The organism is Microlunatus ginsengisoli (assembly GCF_039537205.1).
GTDB classification, from domain to species: Bacteria; Actinomycetota; Actinomycetes; order Propionibacteriales; family Propionibacteriaceae; genus Microlunatus; species Microlunatus ginsengisoli.
The window spans coordinates 25248-51798 of record NZ_BAABAB010000007.1 but is presented as its reverse complement, the minus strand read 5'-3'; the positions used below and the strand labels follow the sequence as shown (position 1 = coordinate 51798).

General features: G+C 69.7%; 21 protein-coding genes. 12 read left to right on the top strand and 9 right to left on the bottom strand.

All coding sequences use genetic code 11. From position 1 onward, the window contains the following. Nucleotides 1-8 precede the first annotated feature (8 nt). Together adh and ABD747_RS05345 are read right to left on the bottom strand one after the other, a co-directional pair. Nucleotides 9-1532, bottom strand: coding sequence for an aldehyde dehydrogenase (adh, locus tag ABD747_RS05350; protein ID WP_344802132.1), 1524 nt, complete (start codon nucleotides 1530-1532; stop codon nucleotides 9-11). Between the two features lie 126 nt (nucleotides 1533-1658). Further along, nucleotides 1659-2942: a GAF domain-containing protein gene (locus ABD747_RS05345; RefSeq protein ID WP_344802130.1), complete on the bottom strand. Its 1284-nt coding sequence runs from the start codon at nucleotides 2940-2942 to the stop codon at nucleotides 1659-1661. A 55-nt stretch (nucleotides 2943-2997) separates the two neighbouring features. Here ABD747_RS05345 and ABD747_RS05340 point away from each other — a divergent pair, with 55 nt between their 5' ends. The 3 genes from ABD747_RS05340 (at nucleotide 2998) to sthA (ending at nucleotide 6572) form a co-directional block, all read left to right on the top strand. Continuing rightward, on the top strand, nucleotides 2998-3522 hold the full coding sequence (locus tag ABD747_RS05340; RefSeq protein ID WP_344802128.1) for a DUF1697 domain-containing protein: 525 nt from the start codon (nucleotides 2998-3000) through the stop codon (nucleotides 3520-3522). Between the two features lie 76 nt (nucleotides 3523-3598). Further along, complete coding sequence (locus tag ABD747_RS05335; protein WP_344802126.1) at nucleotides 3599-5077, top strand: RCC1 domain-containing protein; 1479 nt, start codon at nucleotides 3599-3601, stop codon at nucleotides 5075-5077. Nucleotides 5078-5126: 49 nt separating this feature from the next. Further along, a complete protein-coding gene (sthA, locus tag ABD747_RS05330) occupies nucleotides 5127-6572 on the top strand; it encodes a Si-specific NAD(P)(+) transhydrogenase (protein WP_344802124.1) in 1446 nt (481 codons plus the stop codon). Nucleotide 6573: 1 nt separating this feature from the next. Here the strand turns inward: sthA and lexA are convergent, their stop codons facing one another. After that, entirely contained in the window at nucleotides 6574-7413 is an 840-nt protein-coding gene (gene lexA, locus ABD747_RS05325) for a transcriptional repressor LexA (RefSeq protein ID WP_344802122.1), read from the bottom strand. A gap of 121 nt (nucleotides 7414-7534) precedes the next feature. On the opposite strand from lexA, the gene ABD747_RS05320 reads away from it, so the two are divergent. The 5 genes from ABD747_RS05320 (at nucleotide 7535) to ABD747_RS05300 (ending at nucleotide 15120) form a co-directional block, all read left to right on the top strand. Next, entirely contained in the window at nucleotides 7535-8779 is a 1245-nt protein-coding gene (locus ABD747_RS05320; RefSeq protein ID WP_344802120.1) for a serine hydrolase domain-containing protein, read from the top strand. Between the two features lie 130 nt (nucleotides 8780-8909). Continuing rightward, the gene (locus tag ABD747_RS05315) at nucleotides 8910-10868 is read left to right on the top strand and encodes a primary-amine oxidase (protein WP_344802118.1); all 1959 of its coding nucleotides are present in this window, start codon (nucleotides 8910-8912) and stop codon (nucleotides 10866-10868) included. Nucleotides 10869-10926: 58 nt separating this feature from the next. Further along, nucleotides 10927-12429, top strand: coding sequence for an APC family permease (locus ABD747_RS05310; RefSeq protein WP_344802116.1), 1503 nt, complete (start codon nucleotides 10927-10929; stop codon nucleotides 12427-12429). A 19-nt stretch (nucleotides 12430-12448) separates the two neighbouring features. After that, on the top strand, nucleotides 12449-13552 hold the full coding sequence (gene speB, locus ABD747_RS05305) for an agmatinase (RefSeq protein ID WP_344802114.1): 1104 nt from the start codon (nucleotides 12449-12451) through the stop codon (nucleotides 13550-13552). After that, the gene (locus tag ABD747_RS05300; protein ID WP_344802111.1) at nucleotides 13549-15120 is read left to right on the top strand and encodes a biotin carboxylase; all 1572 of its coding nucleotides are present in this window, start codon (nucleotides 13549-13551) and stop codon (nucleotides 15118-15120) included. The genes speB and ABD747_RS05300 overlap by 4 nt, the downstream gene beginning before the upstream one ends. 15 nt (nucleotides 15121-15135) lie before the next feature. On the opposite strand, the gene ABD747_RS05295 is transcribed toward ABD747_RS05300, so the two are convergent. The 3 genes from ABD747_RS05295 to gabT are packed head-to-tail and all read right to left on the bottom strand — an operon-like array spanning nucleotide 15136 to nucleotide 18890. After that, nucleotides 15136-16026 carry a LysR family transcriptional regulator gene (locus ABD747_RS05295; RefSeq protein ID WP_344802109.1) on the bottom strand — a complete coding sequence of 297 codons (891 nt, stop codon included), beginning with the start codon at nucleotides 16024-16026 and terminating at the stop codon, nucleotides 15136-15138. A 1-nt stretch (nucleotide 16027) separates the two neighbouring features. Further along, nucleotides 16028-17503 (bottom strand): NAD-dependent succinate-semialdehyde dehydrogenase, encoded by a 1476-nt coding sequence (locus ABD747_RS05290; RefSeq protein ID WP_344802107.1) that lies wholly within the window; start codon nucleotides 17501-17503, stop codon nucleotides 16028-16030. Nucleotides 17504-17537: 34 nt separating this feature from the next. Further along, nucleotides 17538-18890: a 4-aminobutyrate--2-oxoglutarate transaminase gene (gene gabT / locus ABD747_RS05285; RefSeq protein WP_344802105.1), complete on the bottom strand. Its 1353-nt coding sequence runs from the start codon at nucleotides 18888-18890 to the stop codon at nucleotides 17538-17540. A gap of 105 nt (nucleotides 18891-18995) precedes the next feature. On the opposite strand from gabT, the gene ABD747_RS05280 reads away from it, so the two are divergent. Then, nucleotides 18996-20483 carry a PucR family transcriptional regulator gene (locus ABD747_RS05280; RefSeq protein WP_344802103.1) on the top strand — a complete coding sequence of 496 codons (1488 nt, stop codon included), beginning with the start codon at nucleotides 18996-18998 and terminating at the stop codon, nucleotides 20481-20483. Here ABD747_RS05280 and ppsA read toward each other — a convergent pair. Next, nucleotides 20480-22909, bottom strand: a complete 2430-nt coding sequence (ppsA, locus tag ABD747_RS05275; RefSeq protein WP_344802101.1) for a phosphoenolpyruvate synthase — start codon at nucleotides 22907-22909, stop codon at nucleotides 20480-20482. The genes ABD747_RS05280 and ppsA overlap by 4 nt on opposite strands. A 28-nt stretch (nucleotides 22910-22937) precedes the next feature. Then, complete coding sequence (locus tag ABD747_RS05270) at nucleotides 22938-23774, bottom strand: pyruvate, water dikinase regulatory protein (RefSeq protein ID WP_344802099.1); 837 nt, start codon at nucleotides 23772-23774, stop codon at nucleotides 22938-22940. Nucleotides 23775-24371: 597 nt separating this feature from the next. Here ABD747_RS05270 and ABD747_RS05265 point away from each other — a divergent pair. Next, nucleotides 24372-24548 carry a hypothetical protein gene (locus ABD747_RS05265; protein ID WP_344802097.1) on the top strand — a complete coding sequence of 59 codons (177 nt, stop codon included), beginning with the start codon at nucleotides 24372-24374 and terminating at the stop codon, nucleotides 24546-24548. A 3-nt stretch (nucleotides 24549-24551) separates the two neighbouring features. Here ABD747_RS05265 and ABD747_RS05260 read toward each other — a convergent pair whose 3' ends face one another. Continuing rightward, nucleotides 24552-25154 carry an RDD family protein gene (locus ABD747_RS05260; RefSeq protein WP_344802095.1) on the bottom strand — a complete coding sequence of 201 codons (603 nt, stop codon included), beginning with the start codon at nucleotides 25152-25154 and terminating at the stop codon, nucleotides 24552-24554. A gap of 73 nt (nucleotides 25155-25227) precedes the next feature. Between ABD747_RS05260 and ABD747_RS05255 the strand changes: the two genes are divergently transcribed. Together ABD747_RS05255 and nrdR are read left to right on the top strand one after the other, a co-directional pair. Further along, nucleotides 25228-25668, top strand: a complete 441-nt coding sequence (locus ABD747_RS05255) for a DUF2752 domain-containing protein (RefSeq protein ID WP_344802093.1) — start codon at nucleotides 25228-25230, stop codon at nucleotides 25666-25668. 274 nt (nucleotides 25669-25942) lie between these two features. Then, entirely contained in the window at nucleotides 25943-26509 is a 567-nt protein-coding gene (nrdR, locus tag ABD747_RS05250; protein ID WP_344802091.1) for a transcriptional regulator NrdR, read from the top strand. The last annotated feature ends 42 nt before the right edge of the window (nucleotides 26510-26551 follow it).

Here is a 26551-nt window from a genome sequence, read left to right as displayed (position 1 = left end):
CCTGCCGATCAGAAGAAGCCGAGCGCGTCGGGGGAGTACGACACCAGCAGGTTCTTGGTCTGCTGGTAGTGGTCCAGCATCATGGCGTGGTTCTCTCGCCCGATGCCGGAGCCCTTGTAGCCGCCGAACGCCGCGTGCGCCGGGTAGGCGTGGTAGCAGTTCGTCCAGACCCGGCCGGCCTGGATGTCGCGGCCCGCCCGGTACGCCGTGTTGACGTCGCGTGACCACACGCCAGCACCGAGGCCGTACAGCGTGTCGTTGGCGATCTCGATCGCGTCCTCGTATCCGTCGAAGCCGGTGACCGCGACCACGGGGCCGAAGATCTCCTCCTGGAAGATCCGCATCTTGTTGTGGCCGGAGAAGATCGTCGGCGCGACGTAGTAGCCGCCGGACAGCTCGCCGCCGAGATCGACCCGCTCACCACCGGTGATGATCCGGGCGCCCTCCTCGGCACCGATCTTGATGTAGGACAAGATCTTCTCCAGCTGGTCGTTGCTGGCCTGGGCGCCCATCATGGTCTCGGTGTCCAGCGGGTTGCCCTGCTGGATCTTCTTCACCCGGTCCGTCGCCGCCGGCAGGAACGAGTCCATGATCGAGTTCTGGATCAGAGCCCGGCTCGGACAGGTGCAGACCTCGCCCTGGTTCAGGGCGAACATGGCGAACCCCTCGAGAGCCTTGTCGTAGAAGGCGTCCTGGGTGTTGGCGACGTCGGAGAAGAAGATGTTCGGGCTCTTGCCGCCGAGCTCGAGCGTGACCGGGATCAGGTTCTGACTGGCGTACTGCATGATCAACCGGCCGGTGGTGGTCTCGCCGGTGAACGCGATCTTGCGGATCCGGTTCGACGATGCGAGCGGCTTGCCGGCCTCGACCCCGAAGCCGTTGACCACGTTGAGGACGCCGGGCGGCAGCAGGTCGGCGATCAGCTCGACCAGCAACATGATCGAGGCCGGGGTCTGCTCGGCGGGCTTCAGCACGACGGCGTTGCCGGCGGCCAGCGCCGGGGCGAGCTTCCAGGTGGCCATCAGGATCGGGAAGTTCCAGGGGATGATCTGGCCGACCACGCCGAGCGGTTCGTGGAAGTGGTAGGCGACGGTGTCCTCGTCGATCTGGCTGATGTGGCCCTCCTGGGCACGCAGCACCCCGGCGAAGTAGCGGAAGTGGTCGACGGCCAGAGGCAGGTCGGCGGCGAGGGTCTCCCGGACCGCCTTGCCGTTGTCCCAGGTCTCGCCGACGGCGAGCATCTCCAGGTTCGCCTCGATCCTGTCGGCGATCTTGTTGAGGACGTTGGCCCGGTCGTTGGCGGCGGTCTTGCCCCAGGCCGGCGCGGCGGCATGGGCGGCGTCGAGGGCCAGCTCGATGTCCTCGGCCGTGCCACGAGCGACCTCGCAGAAGGTCTTGCCGGTGACCGGCGACGGGTTCTCGAAGTACTGGCCCTTGACCGGGGGTACCCACTCACCGCCGATCCAGTTGTCGTAGCGGGAGCGGTAGCTGACGACGCTGCCGTCGGTGTTGGGATTCGCGTAGACCGTCATGCGCTGATCAGACTCCTTCGTCCGGCCGCCCCCCGGGCGGCGAGCTTCGATGGGCCGACGCTAGGTCGATCGCGGTTGCGGCAACGTTGCAACGCGGTATGTGCCCTGAGCCCTTCGACAGCAGCCTCAGCCGAACAGCCGGTCCAGTCGCTCCAGATGGGCCGCGACCTGTGGCCGGCGCGGCGAGCTGGCCGGCAACGCGTTCATTGCGGCCGCCCAGACCTCGAAGTCGTCACGTCCGTGCGCGGTGTCGGCGAAGGCGAGCAGGGCGTCCGCATCGCCGCTGCTGATCAGCGCCGAGCGCAGCACCGCGTGCAACTCCTCGCGCAGGTCGACGACGCCCGGCGCCTCGGAGTACGGCAGCAGCGGTCCGCGATAGTGCGCCACCGCCCGCCGGAGCCGTCCGCCGGCGAGATCGGCCCGGACGTCGGCGATGTCGGTGGAGAAGTCCCCGTCGAGCCGGTACGGCCGCGAGTCCAGCCGGAGCGGTCCGAGCAGCCCACGGAGCCTGGACAGTTCGGCGCGCACAGTCACCCCGGCCTGCTCGGTCTCGCTGATCGCCACCGCGAGCTCGGCCGCGGTCAGCCCGTCCGAGGACTCGGCGAGCAGCACCAGGATCTCGCTGTGTCGCGGGCTGAACGTGGTGGCCTGAGCGCCGAAGCGCAGCGTCGCCGACCGGCCGCCGAGCACCGCCAGCCGTGGCCGCAGCCACTGCACGGCGGTCAGCTCGGGTCCTCTCGGAGTGAGCCGCTCCAGCCGCAGCTCGGCCTCTACCGCCGCCACCGTCGCCCGCACGAGCGCCAGCGTGTGCGGCGCGGCGACGTCGTTGCCGCCGGTGATGTCGAGCACCCCGAGCATCGCGCCGGTGTCGATGTCGTGGATCGGTGCGGCGGAACAGCTCCAGGGTGTGACCTGGCGAGCCAGATGCTCGGGACCGAACAGCTGCACCGGGGTGTCGAGGGCGAGCGCGGTGCCCGGCGCGTTCGTCCCGGCGCTCTGTTCGCTCCAGTCCGCGCCCGGCACGAAGTGCATGCCCTCCGCCCGGGTGCGCATCTGCCGATCGCCCTCCACCCAGAGCAGCTGCCCGGCCGCGTCGCTCACCGCGACCAGCATCCCGGCGTCACTCAGGCCGTCGACCAGCAGCCGCCGGATCACCGGCATCGCGGCGGCCAGCGGATGCGCCGCTCGGATCTCGGCCAGCCGGCCGTCGTCCAGCCCGATCCGGGCCAGGGAGACCTCCGGGTCCAGGCCCGCCGCGAGACTGCGCTGCCAGGACTCGGCGACCACCCGGCGCAGTGCGCGGTGGGTCTGCCCGGTGACGACGAACCGGTCATGCGCCTGGTGCAGGAATCGGGTCAGCGAGGTGACGTCAGCGCCTGACGGCATCGCCAGGTCGTCGCCGTGACCCATGCCGCCAACTGTAGGTCATCGCCCCGGCCGGACGGGCCGATGTGAAGATGAGGCCATGACGACGTACGCGGCGTTCCTGCGCGGGATCAACGTCGGTGGAGCGAAGAAGGTCCCGATGGCCCGACTGCGAGCGCTCGCCGAGGGGCTCGGCTACAGCGAGGTGGCGACGTACATCAACAGCGGCAACCTCGTCTTCAGCTCGACCAAGAAACCGGCCACGCTGGAGCGCGAGCTGGCCTCCGCGATCAAGGACGAGTTCGGGTTCGGCGTCGACGTGTGCGTCCGCTCGCAGGCCGGGCTGACGAAGATCCTCGCCGCCAACCCGTACCCCGACGGCGAGCCGAGCAAGGTCACCGTGGCCTTCCTCGCCGCCCGGGCACCGGCCGGTGCCGCGGACCGGCTGGCGACGCTGGCCAAGGAGCACGAGCCGTTCACGGTGGCCGGCACCGAGGTGTACGTCCACTACGGTCAGGGCCTCGGCACGTCGGAACTCGCGGAAAAGTTCGCCAAGCTGGTCGGCGTGAGCGCGACGGTTCGCAACGTCCGGACCGTCGAGAAGGTGCTCGCCCTGATGGGTTGAGGTGAATTCTTCGCGCACCGCGCAAGCCCTACGGGCGTCCCCTAGTGTCCGCCGCAAGGCAACGCGAGGGAGCGAGATGCGCAGGCACGGGCGGAACACCTGGACGTCGACGGTTGCGATCATCGCGCTTGCGCTCGGCTCGGCGGCGATCGCCGAACCGGCCAGCGCCGACCCGCCGGCGACAGGCTCTCCGGCTGTCCACGGCACGGTCGTCGCTTGGGGCGGTGGTTCCTCCGCCGCGGCCCTGACCCCGCCGGCCGGCCTGGACGACGTCGTCGACGTCGCGGCCAGCGACGTCTACGACAACCCGTACGACCTCGCCGTCTCAGCCGACGGCTCCGTCGTCGGCTGGGGCGGTGCAGTGCACGGCGAGGACCGACCTCCGGCCGGGCTCGACCACGTCGTCGACGTCGAGACGGGCGCGGGCTTCGCGCTCGCGCTGCGCGACGACGGGACCGTTGCGGCCTGGGGTGCGAATACGACCGGAGCGGTCGATGTTCCGGCCGGCCTGCACGCGATCGCCATCGCTGCGGGTGGCTACCGCGGGGTGTCCGGATCGGAGTGCGGCTATGCGCTCGCGGTGACGACCGAGCGCACGGTGGTGCGCTGGGGCGCGGTCGGTCCGAACCTCGGCTGCTACGGCGACCTGGGTCCCGCACTGGATCCGCCGGCGGGCCTGACCGACGTGGTCGCCGTCGCCGCCGGGGAGCGGCACGCGCTGGCGCTTCGCGCCGACGGGACCGTGGTGGGATGGGGCAGCGACGTGGTCGGGCAGGCGACCCCGCCGCCCGGCCTGACCGGCGTGGTGGCGATCTCGGCGGGACAGGACCACAGCGTTGCGGTGAAATCCGACGGCTCGGTCGTTGGCTGGGGTGTCTGGGGGGAGTCCGGCCCGCCGCGGGCCGCCGACATCGCCACGACCTCGTCGGCAACCGGCTCCGACGTGTTCCTGCGCCGCGACGGCTCGATCGCGATCTATCGCGGATTCGGCGACTTCGGCACCCCACCGGCCGGATCGGACTTCGTCGCCGTCTCGGCCGGGGACGGCCATGGGCTGGCGATCGAAGCCGCACCCACCGATCCGGCGTTGGTGGGCTCGTCGGCCGTGCAGCCCCGAGTCGACGCGAACCCCGCGGGGACGGCCGAGGCGTTCCGCTCCACTGCCGCGTCGAGCGGCGCGGCATCGGTGGTCCGGCTCTATCTCGACCAGAGCAGCACGGCGCGGGAGGTGATCGTGGGCGTCTACGCCGACGCCGGCCGCAAGCCGGGCAGATTGCTGGCGACCGGCCGAACCGCAGCACCTGCCGCGGGCGACTGGAACGCGATCGGCGTCGATCCCGTCCAGGTGGTCGCCGGACAGCCGTACTGGCTCGCCGTGCTCACCCCGGCCAAGTCCGGGATGGTGCGCTTCCGCGATCTGCCGGACGGCGCCGGCGGACCCACCCAGACCAGCGCTCAGACATCCCTGAGCTCCAAGGCGGGCCTGCCGCCGGCCTGGCGCTCCGGCACCGACTTCGCCAACGCCCCGGCGTCGATCTATCTCGCGACGCGATGATCGCTCGCCGACGCTAGCCCTCGTAACAATGGTGTGGAAGTCTGCGCGTATGGAGCACTCGTACGATTTCGACCTGGCGGTGATCGGATCCGGGCCGGGCGGTCAGAAGGCCGCGATCATGGCCGCCAAGCTCGGCTACAAGGTCTGCGTGATCGACAGCAAGTCCATGGTCGGCGGCGTCTGCGTGAACACCGGCACGATCCCGTCGAAGACCCTGCGCGAGGCGGTCCTCTACCTGACCGGCATGCAGCAGCGCGATCTGTACGGTGCCAGCTACCGGGTCAAGGAGGAGATCACCATCTCCGACCTGCTGGCCCGGCTGCAGCACGTGGTGGGCCGCGAGGTCGAGGTGGTGCGCGCCCAGCTGCTGCGCAACCACATCGAGCTGCTGCCCGGCTTCGCCAGCTTCATCGACCCGCACACCCTGTCGGTCGACGTCGAGGGCACCTCGATCCACCGGACGCTCACGGCCGACAAGATCATCATCGCCACCGGGACGGTGCCGGCCCGGCCGGCCAACGTCGACTTCGACGGGATCCGGGTGCTCGACTCCGACCAGATCCTCAGTCTGGAGCGGGTGCCGGACTCGATGGTGGTAGTCGGCGCCGGCGTCATCGGGGTGGAGTATGCCTCGATGTTCGCCGCCCTCGGCACCCGCGTGACGCTGGTGGAGAAGCGTCCCCAGATGCTGGACTTCTGTGATCCCGAGATCATCGAGTCGCTGAAGTTCCACCTCCGCGACCACTCCATGTCGTTCCGGTTCGGCGAGACGGTCGCCTCGGTCGAGAGTGGCCCGCGCGGCACGATCACCACCCTCGCGTCGGGCAAGCGGGTCGCCGCCGAGGTCGTCATGCACTCAGCGGGCCGGCAGGGAAACACCGGCGGGCTGAACCTCGACCTCGGCGGGCTGGCGGCCGACAACCGCGGCCGGCTGGCGGTCGACGAGCACTACCGCACCACGGTCGAGCACATCTACGCGGTGGGCGACGTGATCGGGTTCCCCGCGCTGGCCGCGACCTCGATGGACCAGGGCCGGCTGGCTGCGTCGCACGCCTTCGGCGAGCCCGCGAACGAGCTCCGCGGGCTGCAGCCGATCGGCATCTACACGATCCCGGAGATCTCGTACTGTGGGCGCTCGGAGGCCGAGCTGACCTCGGACTCGATCCCGTTCGAGGTGGGCATCTCCCGCTACCGCGAGCTGGCCCGCGGCCAGATCACTGGCGATTCCTACGGCATGCTGAAGCTGATCGTGCACTCCGACACCCGCGAGATCCTAGGCGTGCACGTCTTCGGCACCAACGCCACCGAACTGGTCCACATCGGCCAGGCGATCATGGGCTGCGGCGGCACCGTCGACTACCTGGTCGACACCGTCTTCAACTACCCGACGCTTTCCGAGGCCTACAAGGTCGCGGGTCTGGACGTGGCCAACAAGCTGCGCGCCGTCGCCCGCTTCCGCACCCAGATGGCGACGGCGGAACCCAGCGCGCTGTGAATCAGACCTTCCTGAGGACCGCGACCACCTTGCCGAGGATGGAGGCGTGGTCGCCGTCGATGGGGGAGTAGGCCGGGTTGTGTGGCAGCAGCCAGACGTGACCGTCGGCCCGCTTGAAGGTCTTCACCGTCGCCTCGTCGTCGAGCAGCGCGGCCACGATGTCGCCGTTGTCCGCGGTCGACTGCTGCCGCACGACTACCCAGTCGCCGTCGCAGATGGCGGCGTCGATCATCGACTCGCCGCGCACCTCCAACAGGAACAGCGTGCCGTCGCCGACCAGCTGATGGGGGAGGGCGAAGACGTCCTCGACCCGCTCCTCGGCCAGGATCGGACCACCGGCCGCGATCCGGCCGAGCACCGGCACCAGCACCGGCTGCGGTGCCTTGTCGCCGAAGCCGGTCTCGTCTCCGCCGTCGCTCGCGGAGCGGACCGTGGGGGCATCGACCGCGGCGGGCAGCAACACCTCCAGCGCCCGCGGCCGGTTGGGATCGCGGCGCAGGAAGCCCTTCTGCTCGAGCATCTTCAGCTGGTGCGCCACGCTGGAGGAGCTGGCCAGGCCGACCGCGTCGCCCATCTCCCTAATGCTCGGCGGATAGCCACGGCGCTCCACCGTCTCCTTGATCGTCTCCAGGATCCGGCGCTGTCGCGGCGTCAGCCCATAGGCGTCGGTCGGGCCGTCCGGCAGCGACGTCACACCGCCCAGCTCGGCGAGCTGGGCGACAACGTCGGCAGCCTTCGGTCGGCCGCGCCGGCGGGCGGGCGCGGGTGCGGGCTTCTCGTCGGTGATCTGGTAACCGACGGGCGGCGTGTCGGTGCTCGTGGCGTCCTCGCGATCAGGCATGTTCGAACCATAGACCCCGGAACCGACAGATTCAAACATCTGTTCGACGGCGTGTCGGGGCGAGTCCCACTCGGGCCGGGCCGCCGGACAGGCGGCCGAACCGCAGGTAGCCTGACGCCTCGTGAAGGCAGGTTGTGAAGGGAACGTCGCGGTGATCGGTTCGGGAGCAAGTCGTCCACCATTCCCCGTCACGCTGGACAACTGGCAGACCGCGGGACAGCTGGAGTGGACCTTCCAGCACATGGCGGAGATCTTTCCGACCGTGCCGATCGCGCGTGGCGCGGGGCACGCCCCGCGGCTCCCGAGTCGGACGTACGACCCCGATCGGCTTGCCGTGCTCTGCAACGACGGCCGCGTCGCCGACGTCGACTACGTCATCGCCAACACCGACACCGACGGCTGGATGGTCGTCCACGACCATCCCCAGCAGGGCCCGGCGGTGCTCGTCGAGCGCTATCGGAACGGAATGGAGCCCAGCACCCTGCACCTGCTGATGTCGGTCTCCAAGTCGGTGGTCGGCACCGTGATCGGAGCGCTGGCCGCGCAGGGCGTCGTCGACGTCGAGGCGCCCGTGACCTACTACATTCCCGCCTTCCACGACCGCGGCTACGCCGGCGCTACCGTGCGGAACCTGCTCGACATGCGCTCGGGGATCAAGTTCTCCGAGGAATACCTCGACCCGTGGGCGGAGGTCCGGGTGCTCGAACAGGCCTTCGGCTGGGCGCCGCGGCTCTCGCCCGACGTCCCGGGCAGCCTTCGTGACTTCTTGCTGTCGCTGCGCCAGGCGCGGCCGCACGGCCAGGCGTTCGACTACCGCAGCTGTGAGACCGACGTGCTCGGCTGGGTGATCGAGGCCGCCACCGGGATGCGGTTCGCCCAGGTGGCGAGCGACCTGGTCTGGTCCCGGATCGGGGCCGAGTTCGACGCCAACATCGGCGTCGACTCCGAGGGCAGCGGGATGTACGACGGCGGCATCTCCGCCACCCTCGGCGACATCGCCCGGTTCGGGCTGATGATCTTGAGGTCCGGTACGTCCTTGACCGGCGCCGGCGTGGTGCCGCCGTGGTGGATCGAGGACAGCTTCGCCGGCGGCCCGGACTCGGTCCGCGCCTTCGCCGAGAGCCCCGGGGACAACCGGATGCCGGGCGGGCTCTATCGCAACCAGTTCTGGATCCCCGACGCCTCGCGGCCGGTGCTGCTCTGCCTCGGCATCCACGGCCAGATGATCTACGTCAACCGGGCCGCCCGGGTGGTGGCGGCGAAGCTGTCCAGCTGGCCGACGCCGCAGGACGCGTGGCGGCTGTTCTCCACCGTCTCCGCCTTCGACTCGATCAGCGCCGACCTGGCGGCCTCGATGGCCGGCTGAGGGCCGGGTCGAGCGCGCCGCCGGCAAGCCCGGCGGGCATGACGATTGAGCCTGTCGGGTCATTGACCGGCGCTGGCGGGATTGACAGAGTGATCTTCTTGACTCCCGACAGCCGAGGAGGCGCAGGCCCATGTCCGCACACCCGCTCGATCCGCTCTCGGAGGACGAGTACCGCGCCACCGCGGCCGTCCTGCGCCGGGACCAGGGGGTGTCGGATGCCTGGCGGTTCGCCTCGATCGAGCTGGCCGAGCCGTCCAAGGCCGACGTCAAGGCATGGCGGCCGGGCGACGCGGTGCCGCGCCGGTCGCTGTCGGTGCTCTGGGAGAAGGCCACCAACGACGTCTACGAGGCCGTGGTCGACCTGGTCGCCGATGCGGTGGTGTCCTGGACCCACGTCCCCGGCGTGTGTCCCAACTTCACCGTGGACGAGTACCACGACTGCGATCACGCCCTGCACGAGAACGAGGAGGTGAAGGCAGCGCTCGCCGCCCGCGGCATCACCGACCTGTCCCTGGTGCTGTTCGATGTCTGGACCTACGGCCGGGCGGTGATGCCGGAGCAGTGGCGCGACCGCCGGCTCGGCTGGTGCGACCTGTGGATGCGGGAGACTCCCGAGGGCAATCCCTACGCCCATCCGATCTCCGGTCTCAAGATCATCGTCGACATGAACACCCTCGAACTGCTCGAGATCGAGGACCATCACGACTACGGCCTGCCGGAGGTCCGGGCCGAATACGACCCGAAACTCACCGGCATCGCGCCGCGGACCGACCTCAAGCCGCTGGAGATCACCCAGCCCGACGGGGCTTCGTTCACCCTGGACGGAAACGAGCTGCGCTGGCAGAACTGGTCGATGCGGCTCGGCTTCAACTTCCGTGAGGGCCCGGTCATCTACCAGGTCGCCTTCGACGACCCGATCACCGGACAGACCCGCGACGTCGCCTACCGGATGAGCTTCGCGGAGATGGTGGTGCCCTACCGCGATCCCGGCTACGACCACTACCGGCGGACCGCGTACGACATCGGCGAGTGGGGCTTGGGCTACATGACCACATCGCTCGAGCTGGGCTGCGACTGCCTGGGCGAGATCGTCTACGTCGATGCGGTGATCCCGGACTCCAAGGGACAGCCCGAGGTCATCCCGCAGGCGATCTGCCTGCACGAGGAGGACAACGCCGTGCTGTGGAAGCACGTCGACGCCGAGACCGGCGCCCAGGTCCGCCGGATGCGCCGGATGGTGGTCTCGGTGCACGCCACGGTGGCCAACTACGAGTACCTGATCTACTGGCGGTTCTACCAAGACGGCAACATCGAGTGCGAGGTCCGGGCCACCGGTCTGATGGTCACCACGCCGCTGGAGAACGACGGCGACTCCTCGCCCTACGGCACCACCGTGGACACCCGGACGTACGCCCCGTTCCACCAGCACTTCCTGATCGCCAAGCTCGACCTCGACATCGACGGCGAGGACAACACGGTGGTCGAGGTCGACTCGGTGGCACCGCCGATCTCACCGGAGAACCCGTACGGGCTGGCGATGACCACCCAGGCGACCACGATCGAGTCCGAGAGCGCCGCCGCCCGCGACTACAACTGGGAGACCCAGCGCGCGTGGAAGGTGATGCACGCGGAGAAGAAGAACCGGCACGGCACGCCGACCGCGTACAAGATCGTCCCGGGTGCGGCGATCCCGAGCCTGCTGGACCCGGAGTCGGCGGTGATCCAGCGAGCGCCGGTGATCGGTCACACGCTGTGGGTGACGGCCCAGGACGATCGGGAGCGCTGGCCGGCGGGCGACTACCCGACCCAGTCCGACGGCGGGGTCGGCAGCGGCCCGGAGCCGCATCAGCAGGGCATCGCGCGGTGGATCGCCGACGACGCGCCGCTGGTGGGCACCGACGTCGTGCTCTGGTACGTCTTCGGCATCCACCACATCACCCGGGTCGAGGACTGGCCGATGATGCCGGTCGACACCATCTCGTTCTGGCTCAAGCCGTTCGGCTTCTTCGACGCCAATCCGAGCTTGGACGCGCCCGCGACCAGCAAGGCCGGCGGAGAGCATTGCCACCCGACGCACGACGCGCCATGATCCAACTGGGGTAGCTGCGCACACTCACACATCCACTCAACTCGAGAAGGGGGTTGGGATGGCAGACAAGGGTTTGAAGCACGATTCCGTCGGCCTGTTCGGCGGCACCCTGCTAGGGATCTCCTCGGTCGCTCCCGCGTACGTCCTGACCGCGACCGTCGGCATCCTCGCGCTCGCGGTCGGGGAGAAGACGCCGGTGGTGATCATCGCCGGCTTCCTGCCGATGTTCTTCGCGGCGTACGCCTATCGAGAGTTCAACAAGGTGATGCCGGACAGCGGCACCTCCTTCACCTGGACTTCGAAGGCGTTCGGGCCTTACATCGGCTGGATCGGCGGCTGGACCGCGGTGATCGCAACCGTCATCGTGCTGTCCAACCTGGCCGGGGTGGCGGTCCAGTTCCTCTACCAGTTCATCGGCGCCATCGTGCAGTCGGAGACGATCAGCGACCTGTGGACGGTGAAGGCGGTCAACGTCGTCACCTGTCTCGCCTTCCTGGCGGTCGCGACCTGGGTCGCCTACCGCGGGATCGACGCCACCGAGCGGGTGCAGATCATCCTGGTGTCCTTCCAGATGATCATGCTGTTGATCTTCGCCGTCTTCGCCATCGCCAAGCACGAGACCACCGGCACCGGCACCGACTTCTCCTGGTCGTGGTTCTCACCGTCCGGGCTCACCCTGTCCGCGTTCATCCTCGGCCTGTCCGGATCGATCTTCGGGTTCTGGGGCTGGGACACCGCGCTGACGGTGAACGAGGAGTCGAAGGACTCCGACACCACCCCCGGCAAGGCCGCCCTGCTCTGCGTGCTGTCGATTCTGGCGACGTACCTGATCGTCACCATCGCCATGCAGATGTACGCCGGCATGGGCACCACCGGCCTCGGGCTGAAGAACGAGGACGTCTCCGACAACGTCTTCGGCAACCTGGCCGAGCCGATCCTCGGCTTCCCACTCAGCCTGGGCCTCTACCTGGCCGTGCTGGCCTCGTCGGCAGCCAGCCTGATCACCACCTTCCTGCCGACGTCGCGCACCCTGCTGGCGATGGCCGCCTACGGCGCAATGCCGAAGCGGTTCGCCCACATCCACCCGAAGTACAAGTCGCCGAGCACGGCGACCTTCGCGGCCGGCATCGGTGCGGCGATCTTCTACACCGTGATGACCATCCTCAGCGAGAAGGTGCTGACCGACACGATTCTCTCGCTCGGCATCATGATCTGCTTCTACTACGGGCTGGTCGCCTTCGGCTGCATCTGGTTCTTCCGCAAGATGCTGTTCGAGAACACGTTCAACATCGTGTTCAAGTTCGTCTTCCCCCTGCTCGGTGGACTCGGACTGTTCTGGGTTCTGATCATCACCCTGCGAGACAGCGCCGATCCGGAGTACGGCAGCGGGGCCAGCGTGTTCGGCATCGGCCTGGTACTGGTGCTCGGTCTCGGCCTGATCCTGATCGGCATCGTGTTCATGCTGATCATGCGGGCCAGGCAGCCGGCGTTCTTCCGGAACGAAACCCTCAAGCACGAGGCGGCCCACAACATGAAGCAGCACGAGCACCTGGATTTCTGAGCGAAAGGGGAGCGCGGTCATGGTCAGATACGGGCCCCAGTTCGGACCGGACATCACCTTCCTCGGTGTCCGTCCGTGCGACCTCGACGACACCGACAGCTACGCCGACGCGGACGTGGTCATCCTCGGCGCGCCGTTCGACGGCGGTACGTCCTACCGGGCGGGCACCCGGTTCGGCCCGCAGGCGATCCGGATGACCGACTACCTGCCGCACGACGGCTCCCGGCCGTCGCTGGCGCTGCGCACCGACGGGCTGACCGAGCTGAACGTCTACGACGCCGGCGATGTCGAGATGTACTCCGGGGACATCGAGGTGGCGCTGCCGGCGCTGGAGGCGGCGGTGGAGAAGGCCGCCCGCTCGGGTGCCATTCCGATCATTCTCGGCGGGGATCACTCGATTGCCTATCCGGACGCGAAGGGCTGCGCGAACGTGCTCGGCCACGGCCGGGTCTCGATGATCCACTTCGATGCGCATGCCGACACCGGCGACATCGAGTTCGGCTCGCTGTGGGGTCACGGCCAGCCGATGCGCCGGCTGATCGAGTCCGGTGCGCTGCGCGGAGACCGCTTCCTCCAGGTCGGGCTGCGCGGCTACTGGCCACCGCCGGAGACGCTGGACTGGATGGCCGAGCAGAACATGCGCTCGTTCGAGATGACCGAGATCGTCCATCGTGGGCTGGGCGAGTGCCTGACCGAGGCGTCCGCGATCGCCACCGACGAGTGTGAAGGCGTGTTCCTCTCGGTGGACATCGACGTCTGCGACCCCGGGCACGCGCCCGGCACCGGGACGCCGGAGCCGGGCGGCTTGTCGGCGCGCCAGCTGCTCGACGCGGTCCGCCGGCTGTGCCTGGAGCTGCCGGTGGTCGGGATGGACGTGGTCGAGGTCAGCCCGCCCTACGACCACGCCGACATCACCGCGGCGCTGGCCAACCGGGTCGTGCTGGAGGCGTTGTCGGCGATCGCCCGGAAGCGCCGCGACGAACGAGACGGCACCCGATGGGATCCGTCGCTGCCGCTGCTCAGCGAGCGGGCCGCCCCGATCCCGGAGGGCCGGATCCACGGTCACCACCACACTCACCTGGGCCATGACGCCGCCGAGGCGGCCGGCGACGGCCCGTCGTGACCGACACCGGCATCGACGCCGAGTCCCACGAGGCGAGCGGCACCGAGCTGACCTACGGCAACGACGCGGCGTTCGCCCCCACCGACGACGACCCGATCCGGCGCCCGCTGCGCAACATCTCCGAGGTGCGCCACTTCCTGCGCACCAACGAGACCCCGATCTATTTCGTCGGCGCCACCCCGTTCAACCTGCTCGGGCTGGACCGCTGGGTGCGCAACTTCTCCTACATCACCTACTACGACGGCTGGGACGGCGCCCACCCGCGCGTGTTCACGCCCAAACGCAAGCCCTACATCGAGTTCGACTCCGGTGAGGAGATCAACAACTGGTTGCTCGCCAACGCCGAGGTGATCGCCTACATCGGCAGCCGAACCGTTCCGGGCGTCCGGCCGAAGATCTGCATGGTGTTCTTCGACGACGAGACCGAGCGGATCTGTGCCGAGCTCGGCTACGACCTGATCCTGCCCAAGGCGGCGCTGCGCGAGCATCTGGACTCCAAGCTGGTGACGACTCGGCTGGGTAACGAAGTCGGTGCGCCCAGCGTGCCGAACATCCTCGCCGTGGTGGAGAGCTACGACGACCTGATCGGGCAGGCCGCCGCGGCCGGGCTGGGCACCGATCTGGTCGTCCAGACCGCCTACGGCGACTCCGGCAAGACGACCTTCTTCATCGACGACGAGCCGGGCTGGAAGCGATGTGCGAAGGACATCGTCGGTCACGAGGTCAAGGTGATGCGGCGGATCAACAACCGCCCGGTCGCGGTCGAGGCCGTGCTGACCCGCTGCGGGACCATCGTCGGACCGTTCATGACCGAGCTCACCGGTCATCCCGAGCTGACCCCGTACCGCGGCGGCTGGTGCGGCAACGAGATGTTCCCCGACGTGCTCGACGACGACCTCCGACGCCGGGCCGGTGACCTGGTCCGGCGGCTGGGCGACCGGCTCGGTCAGGAGGGCTACCGCGGCTTCTTCGAGGTCGACGTGCTGATCGACGTCGACGACGGCGAGGCCTATCTGGGCGAGCTGAACCCGCGGATCAGCGGCGCGTCGTCGATCACCAACGTGACCGCGGGCGCCTATGCCGACGTACCCCTGTTCGCGTTCCACCTGCTGGAGTTCATGGGCGTCGACTTCGAGCTGGACGTGGCCGAGATCAACGAGCGCTGGCTCGAGCTGGCCTCGGCCGATCTGTGGAGCCAGATGGTGATCAAGGAGACCTCGCCGGTGGTCGAGCTGATCACCGACTCGGCGCCGACCGGGCAGTACGTGATCGATCGCAGCGGCGCGCTGGTGTTCCGCCGGGCCGCGCTGGACTGGCACCAGCTGCAGAACGACTCCGAGGCCTTCTTCCTGCGCATCTACGGCGCCGGCGACTACCGCTGGAAGGGCGCCGACCTCGGGGTCGTGGTGACCAAGGACAGGCTGCAGCACTCCGTGGGCAACGGTCCGTATGCGCTGACCATCCGGGCGAAGCACCTGATCGAGGCCATCCGCGACCAGTACACGGGGCTCCCGCTGCGTGACGCCAGGCCGCCGACGCTCCGGGCCAGCAACAGCACGATCAAGTAGGGAGGTCCGGGCCGGCTACGCGGCGGACTCGTCCCGTCCGGCGGCCGGCGCCGACCGTTGCAGCCGCCGGGCCAGCGTTGCCACGGCCTCGGCGGCATGGTGCTCCGGCTTCCAGCCAGCGTAGAGATCCAGCACCAGCGGTCCACCGTCGGCGTCGAGAACCCGGATCGGCAGCAGGTCGAACCGTGGTCCGTCCGTGACGACGGCGACCCCGCGCCCCGCCGCCGCCAACGCCTGCGCCAACCGCTCCGAGGCGACCTCGGCCACCCTGGCCGGCTCGGTTCCGATCGCCCCGACGACCGAGTCCAGCCGGCGACGTACGTCCGTGGCCGCCCCGGTCGCCACCAGCCGGTGCCCGGCCAGCTCGGCCACCTCGACCGACACCCGGCCCGCCAGCGGATGATCACGCCGGGCATAGGCCACGATCGGGATCCGGACCACCCGGAGCCGGTCCAGCCCCGGTGCCGGCGGTGTCGCCGCCAACACCAGGTCGACGTCGGCGTCCAGCCGCCGGTAGCCGTCGGCACCCTCGCAGCCGACCACGGTCGGACACAGGTCGTCCGCACCCAGCCCGGCGACGAACGGTGCCAGTACGGCGGACATCGCCAGCTTCTGCGCGGCCACCGTGATCACCGGCAGCCGGCCGGCGGCCAGCTCGGCCACCGCCGCGGTGGCGGCGTCGGCCCGCGCGAGCAGATCGCGGGCGTGCGGCAGGAAGCTCCGGCCGGCCGAGGTCAGCACCAAGCGGCCGCCTCGTGACTCGAGCAGCGTCAGGTTCAGTCGCCGCTCCAGCCGGTGCAGTTGGCGCGCCAGTGACGGTTGGGTCAGGTGCAGTCGCTGGGCGGCCGCGTTCACCGAACCGGCGTCGGCGACCGCCACGAAGTAGCGCAGCGTCCGGAGCTCCACCTCAGGCGGGGATCAGGGTGTACTTGGTCTCGAGGTATTCCTCGATTCCCTCCTGGCTCCCCTCCCTACCGAGCCCGGACGCCTTCACGCCGCCGAACGGCGCCGCGGCGTTGGACACCAGCCCGGTGTTCAGCCCCATCATCCCGGTCTCGAGCGAGTCGATCAGCCGGTGTGCCCGGGCCAGATCCCGGGTGTAGGCGTAGCTGACCAGGCCGTACTCGGTGTCGTTCGCCGCGGCCACGCCCTCCTCCTCGGTGTCGAACGTGGTCACCCCGAGCACGGGGCCGAAGATCTCCTCATGGAGCAGCCGGGTGCCCGGTGCGACGTCGCTCAGCACGGTCGGCTGGTAGAAGAAGCCCGGCCCGTCCACCCGCTCGCCGCCGGTGGTCACCCGGGCGCCGCGGTCGACCGCGTCGGCGACGAGCTCCTCGGTGCCGGAAACGGCCTTGCCGTCGATCAGCGGCCCGATGTTGACGCCGTCCGCCAGGCCCGATCCGATCTTCATCGCCCGGACCCGCTCGGTCACCCTGGCCACGAACTCCTCGGCCAGCGAGGAGTGCACGATGAACCGGTTGGCCGCCGTGCAGGCCTGGCCGATGTTGCGGAATTTGGCGATCATGGCGCCGTCAACGGCCGCGTCCAGGTCGGCGTCGTCGAAGATCAGGAACGGCGCGTTGCCGCCCAGCTCCATCGACGTCCGCAGGATGTTCTCCGCCGCCTGCGCCAGCAGCCTGCGACCGACCGGCGTGGAGCCGGTGAAGCTGAGCTTGCGCAACCGCGGATCGGACAGCAGCGGCTTGGTCACGCCGGCCGAGTCCGACGACGCGATCACGTTCACCACGCCCGCGGGCACGCCCGCGTCGATCAGCACCTGGGCCAGCAACAGCGTGGTCAGCGGTGTGTTGGCCGCCGGCTTGATGATCACCGGGCAGCCGGCCGCCAGCGCCGGCGCGATCTTGCGGGTCGCCATCGCCAGCGGGAAGTTCCACGGTGTGATCAGGTACGCCGGACCAACCGGACGCGACGACACCACCATCCGCCCGGTGCCCTCCGGATTCAGCCCGTACCGGCCGTTGATCCGGACGGCCTCCTCGCTGAACCAGCGCAGGAACTCCGAGCCGTAGGTGACCTCGCCGTAGGCCTCGGCCAGCGGCTTGCCCATCTCCATCGTCATCAGCCGGGCGAAGTCGTCCTTGCGCCGGGTGACCTCGTCGAAGGTCTTGCGCAGGATCTCTCCGCGCGTGCGCGGCGCGGTGGCCGCCCACTCCGCCTGCGCGGCCGCGGCGGCGTCGAGCGCGGCGACGGCGTCGTCGGCGCTCGCGTCGGCGATGCTGGTCAGCTCCTCGCCGGTGGACGGGTCGGTCACGCTGATCCGTCCACCGGTCGAGGAGTCGGTCCACTCGCCGTTGATCAACAGACCGGTGGGCAGATCAGCGGGCAGCTGCGCGCTGACCCGGTTCTCGGTGTCGGTGCTCATGGCTGTGCCTCCGTTGCAGACTCGGTTGGATGGTTCAGTTGCGGGCCAGTGCGTCCAGCAGAACGTCCAGGCCCTCGGTCAGCAGGTGGTCGGGAATGGACAGCGGCGGCAGCAACCGGATGATGTTGCCGTACGTCCCGCAGGTCAGCACGATCACGCCCTGGGCGTGCGCGGCCTTGGCAACGGCACCGGTCAGCTGGGCGTCGGGATCACCGGTGGTCGGATCGACGATCTCGATCGCGATCATCGCGCCGCGACCGCGGACCTCGCCGATCCGCGGATCGGCCTGCTTCGCGGCGTTCAACCGGGCGAGCGCGATCTCACCGATCTGCTGCGCGCGTTCGATCAGACCACCGTGCTCGAACGCGTCCAGCGCGGCGACGGCGGCCGCGCACGCCACCGGGTTGCCGCCGTACGTCCCGCCGAGCCCGCCGGCGTGCGGTGCGTCCATCAGGTCCGCGCGACCGGTGACAGCGGCCAGCGGCAGGCCGCCGGCGATGCCCTTGGCCGTGGTGATCAGGTCCGGAACGACACCCTCGTGCTCACAGGCGAACATGGCGCCGGTGCGGGCGAACCCGGTCTGGATCTCGTCGGCGATGAACACCACGTCGTTGGCCTTGCACCAGGCGGCGAGCTCGGGCAGGAAGCCGAGGGCGGGCACGATGAATCCGCCCTCACCCTGGATCGGTTCGATGATGATCGCCGCGAGGTTGTTCGCACCGACCTGCTTCTCGATCTGGAGCAGCGCGGCCCGGGCCGCCTCGGCGCCGGACAGGCCGCCGTCGCGATAGGGGTACGACATCGGCGCGCGATAGATCTCACCGGCGAACGGGCCGAAGCCGCTCTTGTAGGGCATCGACTTCGCGGTCAGCCCCATGGTCAGGTTGGTGCGGCCGTGGTAGGCGTGGTCGAACGCGACCACCGCCTGCTTCTTGGTGGCGATCCGCGCGATCTTGATCGCGTTCTCGACCGCCTCGGCGCCGGAGTTGAACAGCGCCGTGCGCTTCGGGTGGTCGCCGGGGGTCAGCCGGTTCAGCCGCTCGGCGACCTCGACGTAGCCCTCGTAGCCGCTGATCATGAAGCAGGTGTGGGTGAACCGGGCCGCCTGGTCGGCGACCGCGGCCGCCACGGCCGGATCGGCGTTGCCGACGGTGGTCACGGCGATGCCCGAGCCGAGGTCGATCAGCGAGTTGCCGTCGACGTCGACCACCACGCCACCACCCGCAGCCGCGGCATAGATCGGCATCGTGACGCCAACCCCGGAGGAGACGGCGGCCGCCTTGCGGGCCTGCAGCTCCTGGGTCCTGGGCCCTGGCAGCGCGGTGACGAGCCGGCGCTCCTGCGGCAGGGTCGGGCCGCCGAGGACGGTGTCGGGTGCAACGGACATGGATCAAGGCTCCTTCGGTTTCGAAGATCGTGCACCCACGTTAGGCCCGGCAAGCAGTGCCAGACCGGCAGGCCCCGTGCCACTTTGGCAGGTACTCTTGTGGTCATGGCCATGCCACTCGCGGAACTGCTGGCCGTCCAGGCGCTCGGCCTGCGGTTGCTGTGCGGTCCGGACACGGTCGAGGTCGGCTGGGCGCACAGTTCCGACCTCGCCGACCCGACCCCGTTCCTCGAGCCCGGCAACCTACTGCTCACCACCGGCACGCAGTTCCCCGACGACGCACCGCAGCACAGCTACGACGCCTACGTCGGCCGGCTGGCCGCGCTCGGCGTCGCGGCGGTGGGGTTCGGCACCGAGGTGGTCCGCTCGGGTACGCCCGAGCAGCTGATCGCCGCGTGCACCGCACACGGGCTGCCGCTGATCGAGGTGCCGTTCCGGACCCCGTTCCTCGCAGTGGTCCGGCGGATCGCCGACGCACAGGCGGCCCAGGACCACGCCCGCGACCTGTGGACGCTGGAGGCCCAGCGCTCGCTGTCCCTGGCGGCGCTGTCGCGGGACCGGATCGCGGCCGTCCTGGACGAGTTGGCGCACCGGCTGAGCGCGGCCGTCGTGCTGCTCGATCTGCACGGCGAGCCGATGTCGGTGCACGGCCGCAGGACGCTGAGCACCGGCGACGCGGCTGCGGTGCGGCGGGAGGCGCGCCGGTTGCTGCAGCGGCGGCTCCGGTCCGGTGCCGCGCTGGAGGTGGCCCGGGGGGTAGTCAATCTGCAGACGCTCGGCCGCCGCGACGAGCTGCGGGGGGTGCTGGCGGTGGCCACCGAGGCGCGCCCGGACACCGCGGCGACGGCGGTGATCACCAGTGCGGTCGCGCTGGCCGAGTTCGCCGTGGAGGACGCGGCCCGGCAGCAGGAGTCAGCGCTCACGCTGAACGCCGAGCTGCTCGAGCTGGCGACGTCCGGCGCGCTCGATGCGGCGCGCCGGGTGCTGTCGGTCGCCGGCCGCCGGCTGCCTGAGGCGCCGCTGCGGGTGCTGCAGACCAGGTTCGGCTCGGTCAGCGAGCCCGGGGAGCTGGAGCACGCGCTCAGCGTCCGGGCCGGGGCCGGCCAGGTGGTGCTGGCGACCCGTTGGCGCGACGTCTTCGTCGCGATCGTCGAGGACCGAGCCGCGGACGGCGCCGCGGAGTTGCTGGCCCTGCGTCACCCGCCGGTCGTGCTGTCCCGGCCGGTGGGCTGGACGGGGGTCGGCGCCGCACTGCGCGAAGGACTGGAGGAGCTGGATCGGGGTCGGACCGGATCGCCGATCATCGAGCTGGGAAGCGGCCCGCTGCTCGGGCTGTTGTCGCGGGAGGACGTGGGTGCCGCTGCCGAGCGGCGGCTGGCGCCGCTGCTCGGCGATCCCGACGCCCGGGAGCTGCGCCGGGCGGTCGAGGCCTGGCTCTCGCACAACGCGGCCTGGGAGCCGGCAGCGCGCGAGCTGGGCATCCACCGGCACACGCTGAAGGCCCACGTCCGGCGAGCGGGCGCGTTGCTCGGCCTCGACCTCGACCGCTTCGAGGCCAAGGCCGAGCTGTGGGCCCTGCTCCAGGCTGCCTAGTCCCGCTCGAGCCCGCTCGCGGGATGCTTGCTGAGGGCCAGCCAGGTCTCGACCACGGTGTCGGGGTTGAGCGACATGCTCTCGATCCCGAGATCCAGCAACCACGCCGCCAGATCGGGGTGGTCGCTGGGGCCCTGGCCGCAGATACCGACGTACTTGCCGCGCGCCTTGCAGGCCGTGACCGCCGCCTCGATCATGAACTTCACCGCCGGGTCGCGCTCGTCGAACGTGGCCGCGACGAGGCCGGAGTCGCGGTCCAGGCCCAGGGTCAGCTGGGTCATGTCGTTCGAGCCGATCGAGAATCCGTCGAAGTGGTCGAGGAAGCGATCCGCCAGCACCGCGTTCGACGGCAGCTCGCACATCATCACGACCTGCAGCTCGTTCTCGCCGCGCCGGAGTCCGTGCTGGGCGAGCAGATCGATCACGCCCTCGGCTTCGCCCAGGGTCCGGACGAACGGGATCATGATCTTGACGTTGGTCAGGCCCATCTCGTCCCGGACGTACTTCAGCGCCTCGCACTCCATCGCGAAACACTCGGCGAAATCGGGGGAGAGGTAGCGCGATGCTCCCCGGTAGCCGATCATCGGGTTCTCCTCGTGCGGCTCGTAGAGCTCGCCGCCGACGAGGTTCGCGTACTCGTTGGACTTGAAGTCGCTCATCCGCACGATCACCGGGTTCGGCGCAAAGGCTGCCGCGATGGTGGCCACCCCCTCGGCAACCCGCTGGACGAAGTAGTCCCGCGGCGAGTCGTACGCGGCCACCGCCTCGGCCACCTGCTCGCGCAGGCTGCCCGTCAGGGTGTCGAAGTCCAGCAGCGCCTTCGGATGGATCCCGATCTGCCGGTTGATGATGAACTCCAGCCGGGCCAGACCGACGCCGGCGTTCGGCAACCGGGAGAAGGCAAAGGCCTGCTCCGGGGTACCGACGTTCATCATGATCTTGACGCCGATCTCCGGCATGGCATCCAGCTGGGTCTCCTCGACGCTGAAGTCGAGCAGCCCGTCGTACACGTAGCCGGTGTCGCCCTCGGCGCAGGACACGGTCACCTGCTGTCCGTCGGCGAGCGTCCGGGTCGCCCCACCGGTGCCGACCACGGCCGGGATGCCGAGCTCGCGGGCGATGATCGCCGCGTGGCAGGTCCGTCCGCCGCGGTTGGTGACGATCGCGGAGGCGCGCTTCATGATCGGCTCCCAGTCGGGGTCGGTCATGTCGGCGACCAGCACCTCGCCCGGAGTGAACTCGTGCATCTGCTCCAGCGAGGTGAGCACCCGCACCGCACCGGCGCCGATCTTCTGGCCGATGGCGCGACCCTCGATCAGCGAGCTGCCCTTCTCGTTCAGCTTGAACCGCTGCAGGCTCCCCGCGGCCTGCCGCGACTTCACCGTCTCCGGCCGCGCCTGCAGGATGTAGAGCTTTCCGTCCCGGCCGTCCTTGCCCCATTCGATGTCCATCGGCCGGCCGTAGTGCGCCTCGATCGCGAGCGCGTGCCGGGCGAGCTCGGTCACCTCGTCGTCGGTGAGGCTGAGCAGCCCGCGCTGGTCGACCGGCACGTCGACGAACTCGGTGGTCTTGCCGACCGTCCGGTCGGCCGTGTAGACCATCTTGATCGCCTTGCCGCCGACGCCCCGCTTCAAGATCGCCGGCCGGCCCGCCCGCAGCGCCGGCTTGTAGACATAGAACTCGTCCGGGTTCACCGCACCCTGGACCACCGCCTCGCCGAGACCATAGCTGGAGGTGATGAAGACGGCGTCGCGGAAGCCGGACTCGGTGTCCATGGTGAACATCACCCCGGAGGCGCCGACGTCGGAGCGCACCATCTGCTGCACCCCCGCCGACAGTGCTACCGTCTCGTGGGCGAACTCGTGGTGCACCCGATAGGCGATCGCGCGGTCGTTGTAGAGCGAGGCGAAGACCTCCCGGATCGCGGTCAGGATGGCCTCGATGCCGCGGACGTTGAGGAAGGTCTCCTGCTGACCGGCAAACGACGCGTCGGGCAGGTCCTCCGCGGTGGCGCTGGAGCGGACCGCGAACGACGCGTCGGGGTCGTCGCCGGCCAGCCGGTCGTAGGCCGAGCGGATGTCGGCCTCGAGATCGGCCGGGAACGGCTGCTCCACGACCGCGGCCCGGATCCGGGCGCCGACGCGCGCCAGCTCCTTGACGTCGTCGGTGTCCAAGCCGGCCAGCAGCGAGCCGATCGTCTCCGCCAGCCCGGTGGTGCCGATGAAGCGCCGATAGGCGTCGGCGGTGGTCGCGAACCCGTCCGGGACCCGGACGCCGGCATCGGCCAGATTGCTGACCATCTCGCCGAGCGAGGAGTTCTTGCCGCCAACCGCCTCGAGATCGGCCAGGCCGAGCTCGGAGAACCAGAGGACGTTCTTGTCCTGGACGGTGGCGGACGGGGTGGCGGTGATCACGTCGGTGCTCATGGCGGGCCTTCCTCGGGGTTTGGGGTGCTCAGCCGGCGTTGCGGGTCTGCAGGATGACGGTGGACATTTCTTCGACTGACTTCGTCGCGGAGTTGATCATGGGGATCCGGTGGGAGCGGAACAGTGCCTCGGCGCGCCTGAGCTCGTACGCGCACTGCTCCAGCGACGCATAGCGAGAGTTCGGTCGGCGCTCCTGGCGAACCTGGCTGAGTCGCGCCGGGTTGGTGGTGATGCCGAAGCAGCGGTCGCGCAGTCCGCGGATCGGCCGGGGCAGGTCGTTGTCGTCGAAGTCCTCATCGACCAGCGGATAGTTGGCGACGAAGACGCCGTGCTGCAGCGCCAGGTACATCGTGGTCGGGGTCTTTCCGCATCGTGACGGCGCGACCAGGATGACGTCGGCCTTGTCCAGAGCCCGCAGGCTCTGGCCATCGTCGTGCTCGATCGCGTATTCCACCGCTGCCATCCGGGCGTTGTAGCGCTTGACGTCTCCGACGCCGTGCAGCCGGGCGGCGACATGGAGCCCGCGGGTGCCCAGAATGGACTCGACTCGGCTCATGTGCAGGTCGAAGAAGTCGATCAGCGGACAGCTGGTCTTGTGCAGCTCGTCGCGGATCTCGGTCACCGCCGTCGTGGAGAAGGCGAGCGGAGTGATCGGACCCCGCATCGCCGCATCGAGGATCCCGACGACCTTGCGGGCCTCCTCGACCGTGGAGATGAAGGGGATCAGCCGCCGCTCGAAACGCAGGTCCGGAAACTGGATGAGCAGGGCGTTGCCCATCGTCTCCGCGCTGATCCCGGTGCTGTCGGACAGGAAGAAGACGGGCACCGGTGGCTGCTCCGCGCCACGAGATCCCTCCACTGCCACGCCATGCTCCTTCTCTAGACCAGTGCATCAACTGGCATGAATGTAGTCCACCGCATCGAGTGGTATTACGCGAATTCGGATGAGCTACGTCACATTCCGGTCTGGCGGCTCGCTCCGGCACGCCCGCGCCCGGAGCCCTTCGGTGACGCGCCTCACGCCGGAGGCGTCCGGCATCTGAGCCGAGATGTGACGCGCGTGTTAACGAGCAGACCAGTGATCGCCGGCCTAGCGGCGGCGGTCAGAACTGTCAGTGCCCGGTGATGAAGTGACGACATGCCGGTGCCGGGTCGAACAATTGGTCGAAAAAGTCCGCCCAGAGCCTTGGCATTCGCACGTAGGTACGATATAAATCAAACAGACGTTCTATCTGGCTTCGGCTGCGCCGACGCCGGTGAAGAGGAGGGATTCGCGATGAGCGTTGCCGAGCTCGAAACCCGCCCCGCGCGCGGCCGGGAACGCACGACCGGCCCCCGGCTGCGTCCAGCCTCGGGCGTGCGGGCACCGCGCCTGCGGTCGGCGGCAGCGTCGGCCCAGCCGCGCGCCTGCCGGTCCACCCCTGCGCCTCCGACGCGGATCCGTGCCGCCTCAGCGGCTGGCGTGTCGTCGGCGGCGACGGCGGCGCCGTGGCGGCTGACCGACCGGGGGATCGCCCTGGTGCTGGTAGCCGCGGCCATGCTCGCGGTGGCCGCACTCGCCGTCGTGATCCCGACCGCGCTGCAGGTCACCGGCGAGGACTACCGGCCGGCCGCGACGAGCCATGCCGCCCTTCCCTGAGCCTCAGCGCTCGTCGACGACCACGGTCTCGGTGATCATGTCGGCGAAGGTCCGGCGCTTGTCGTCCCAGAGCGGCCAGAGGAAGCCGACGACACTGAGCGCGTCGAGGAGGTGCACCAGGTCGCGGGCGAAGGCGTTCGGCGCGCCGATCGGCTCGCCGGTCTGCACACTGAGCAGACAGACCTTCCGGGCGCGTCGGCCGAGCGAGCGCCCGGTGCCGCCGCCGAGGATCCACCGGTTGTAGACGGTCCACCCGAGTGCGGCCAGCAGTGCGACTCCGCCGACGGCGAGCCACACCACGATCGAGGAGAGATCGGGAAGCGTCGACTCGGTGCCCAGCGGCGCCCGGACGAGCGCGGCCACCAGCCACAGATAGCCGACGGTCAGCGGCACGAGCGCGGCGACCAGGGGAGCGACGTCGATCAGAAACCCGGCCGACCGGCGCCCCCAGCTCGCCGGACCGGCCGTCGCGGTCGGCGTCGTTCGAGCGTCGGGTGTGGTTCGGGCGTCGGGCGCGGCACGGCCCGCCGCGCCGTACGCCGGCGGCGGCGGTGGCTCGCCGTACTGGTGGGTCACCGGCCCGTAGATCGGCGGAGGGCTCGACATCACGTCGAAGTCTAGGCTCGGAATGCCTGGGCGTGGCGCTGCGACCGGCCCGGCACGTGGGCACAATGGTCTGGTGACCCTCGAGAGCGCACCGGCGCCGACGCCGTACCGGGCGAAGGAGTTCGTCGCCCGTTCGGCGCTGACCTATGTCGGCGGCTTCTTCGCTCTCGGTCTCGGCATCAGCACCCTCTATGCCACGACCGGGGTCGGTGCACCGTGCCCGTTCCGGACGATGACCGGCTGGAACTGTCCGCTGTGCGGCGGGACACGGATGGGGGCCGCGTTGCTGCACGGAGACGTCGCGGCCGCGTTCGCCTTCAATCCGCTGGCGTTCATCGGCCTGGGCGTCGTGACGATCCTCGGCCTGCTCTGGATCGTCGAGGCGGCCGGCGGGCCGAAAGTGCGCCCGCCGCGACGGATTGCGGACCGCCTGGTGCGGGTGCATCCGACCCGGTGGCTGGTCATCGGCCTGATCGTCGCCGCCGTCTACACGGTGCTGCGCAACCTGCTCTGAGCCTCTCTCTCGCCATCCTCGATCGCCCACCACCTGGCTCTCGCCAGGGGCTTCGCCGACCCGTCCCGACACGCGACGAGATTTCTGTCAGAGGTCTTGCGGACAATGGTGTTCAGACGTACGGTGTCCATATCTAGTAGTTACACAGGTGTCATTCATCCACAGATTGTGGTCGATGATCCACACAGTTCCACAGCATCACCCACAAGTCATCCCCAGCGTTATCCCCATCCAGCGCGCGTCATCCCCCTTCAGCCCGTGAGGAGCCGGTCCGATGCACTGCCCGTACTGCCGGCACACCGACTCGAAGGTGCTGGACTCGCGCGTCGCCGAGGACGGTGGCAGCATCCGCCGGCGACGCCAGTGCCCGAGCTGCGAGCGCCGATTCACCACCATCGAGCAGATGCAGATCGTCGTGGTCAAGCGGAGCGGGGTGGTCGAGCCGTTCCAGCGAGACAAGGTGATCGGCGGCGTGCGCAAGGCGTGCAAGGGCCGCCCGGTGACCGAGGATCAGCTGGCCCGGCTCGGTCAGCTGGTGGAGGACTCGCTGCGCGCCAGCGGGCAGCCCGAGGTGCCGGCGGACGAGGTCGGAGTGGCGATTCTCGGTCCGCTTCGTGAGCTCGACCAGGTGGCCTACCTCCGGTTCGCCAGCGTCTACCGGCAGTTCGACTCGGTCGACGACTTCGAGGACGAGATCGCGCTGCTCCGGGTCGAGTCCGAGCCGACCGGGCTCGAGCCCCTGATCCCCGATCTCGCCGCCGACCGCAAGGTCAGCGCCTTCACCCCGCACAAGCTCACGCCTGGCCGGCCGGCCCCGACCAGCCCCACCCGCAGCCCGTAAGGGCTCCACGTTCTCGGGGTGGGCCCGCGTGGCAGGGGAAGG

Coding starts and splice junctions, on each gene's coding strand:
- adh (WP_344802132.1), bottom strand. CDS start 1,532: ATGACGGTCTACGCGAATCCCAACACCGACGGCAGCGTCGTCAGCTAC.
- ABD747_RS05345 (WP_344802130.1), bottom strand. CDS start 2,942: ATGGGTCACGGCGACGACCTGGCGATGCCGTCAGGCGCTGACGTCACC.
- ABD747_RS05340 (WP_344802128.1), top strand. CDS start 2,998: ATGACGACGTACGCGGCGTTCCTGCGCGGGATCAACGTCGGTGGAGCG.
- ABD747_RS05335 (WP_344802126.1), top strand. CDS start 3,599: ATGCGCAGGCACGGGCGGAACACCTGGACGTCGACGGTTGCGATCATC.
- sthA (WP_344802124.1), top strand. CDS start 5,127: ATGGAGCACTCGTACGATTTCGACCTGGCGGTGATCGGATCCGGGCCG.
- lexA (WP_344802122.1), bottom strand. CDS start 7,413: ATGCCTGATCGCGAGGACGCCACGAGCACCGACACGCCGCCCGTCGGT.
- ABD747_RS05315 (WP_344802118.1), top strand. CDS start 8,910: ATGTCCGCACACCCGCTCGATCCGCTCTCGGAGGACGAGTACCGCGCC.
- ABD747_RS05310 (WP_344802116.1), top strand. CDS start 10,927: ATGGCAGACAAGGGTTTGAAGCACGATTCCGTCGGCCTGTTCGGCGGC.
- speB (WP_344802114.1), top strand. CDS start 12,449: ATGGTCAGATACGGGCCCCAGTTCGGACCGGACATCACCTTCCTCGGT.
- ABD747_RS05290 (WP_344802107.1), bottom strand. CDS start 17,503: ATGAGCACCGACACCGAGAACCGGGTCAGCGCGCAGCTGCCCGCTGAT.
- gabT (WP_344802105.1), bottom strand. CDS start 18,890: ATGTCCGTTGCACCCGACACCGTCCTCGGCGGCCCGACCCTGCCGCAG.
- ABD747_RS05280 (WP_344802103.1), top strand. CDS start 18,996: ATGGCCATGCCACTCGCGGAACTGCTGGCCGTCCAGGCGCTCGGCCTG.
- ppsA (WP_344802101.1), bottom strand. CDS start 22,909: ATGAGCACCGACGTGATCACCGCCACCCCGTCCGCCACCGTCCAGGAC.
- ABD747_RS05260 (WP_344802095.1), bottom strand. CDS start 25,154: ATGTCGAGCCCTCCGCCGATCTACGGGCCGGTGACCCACCAGTACGGC.
- nrdR (WP_344802091.1), top strand. CDS start 25,943: ATGCACTGCCCGTACTGCCGGCACACCGACTCGAAGGTGCTGGACTCG.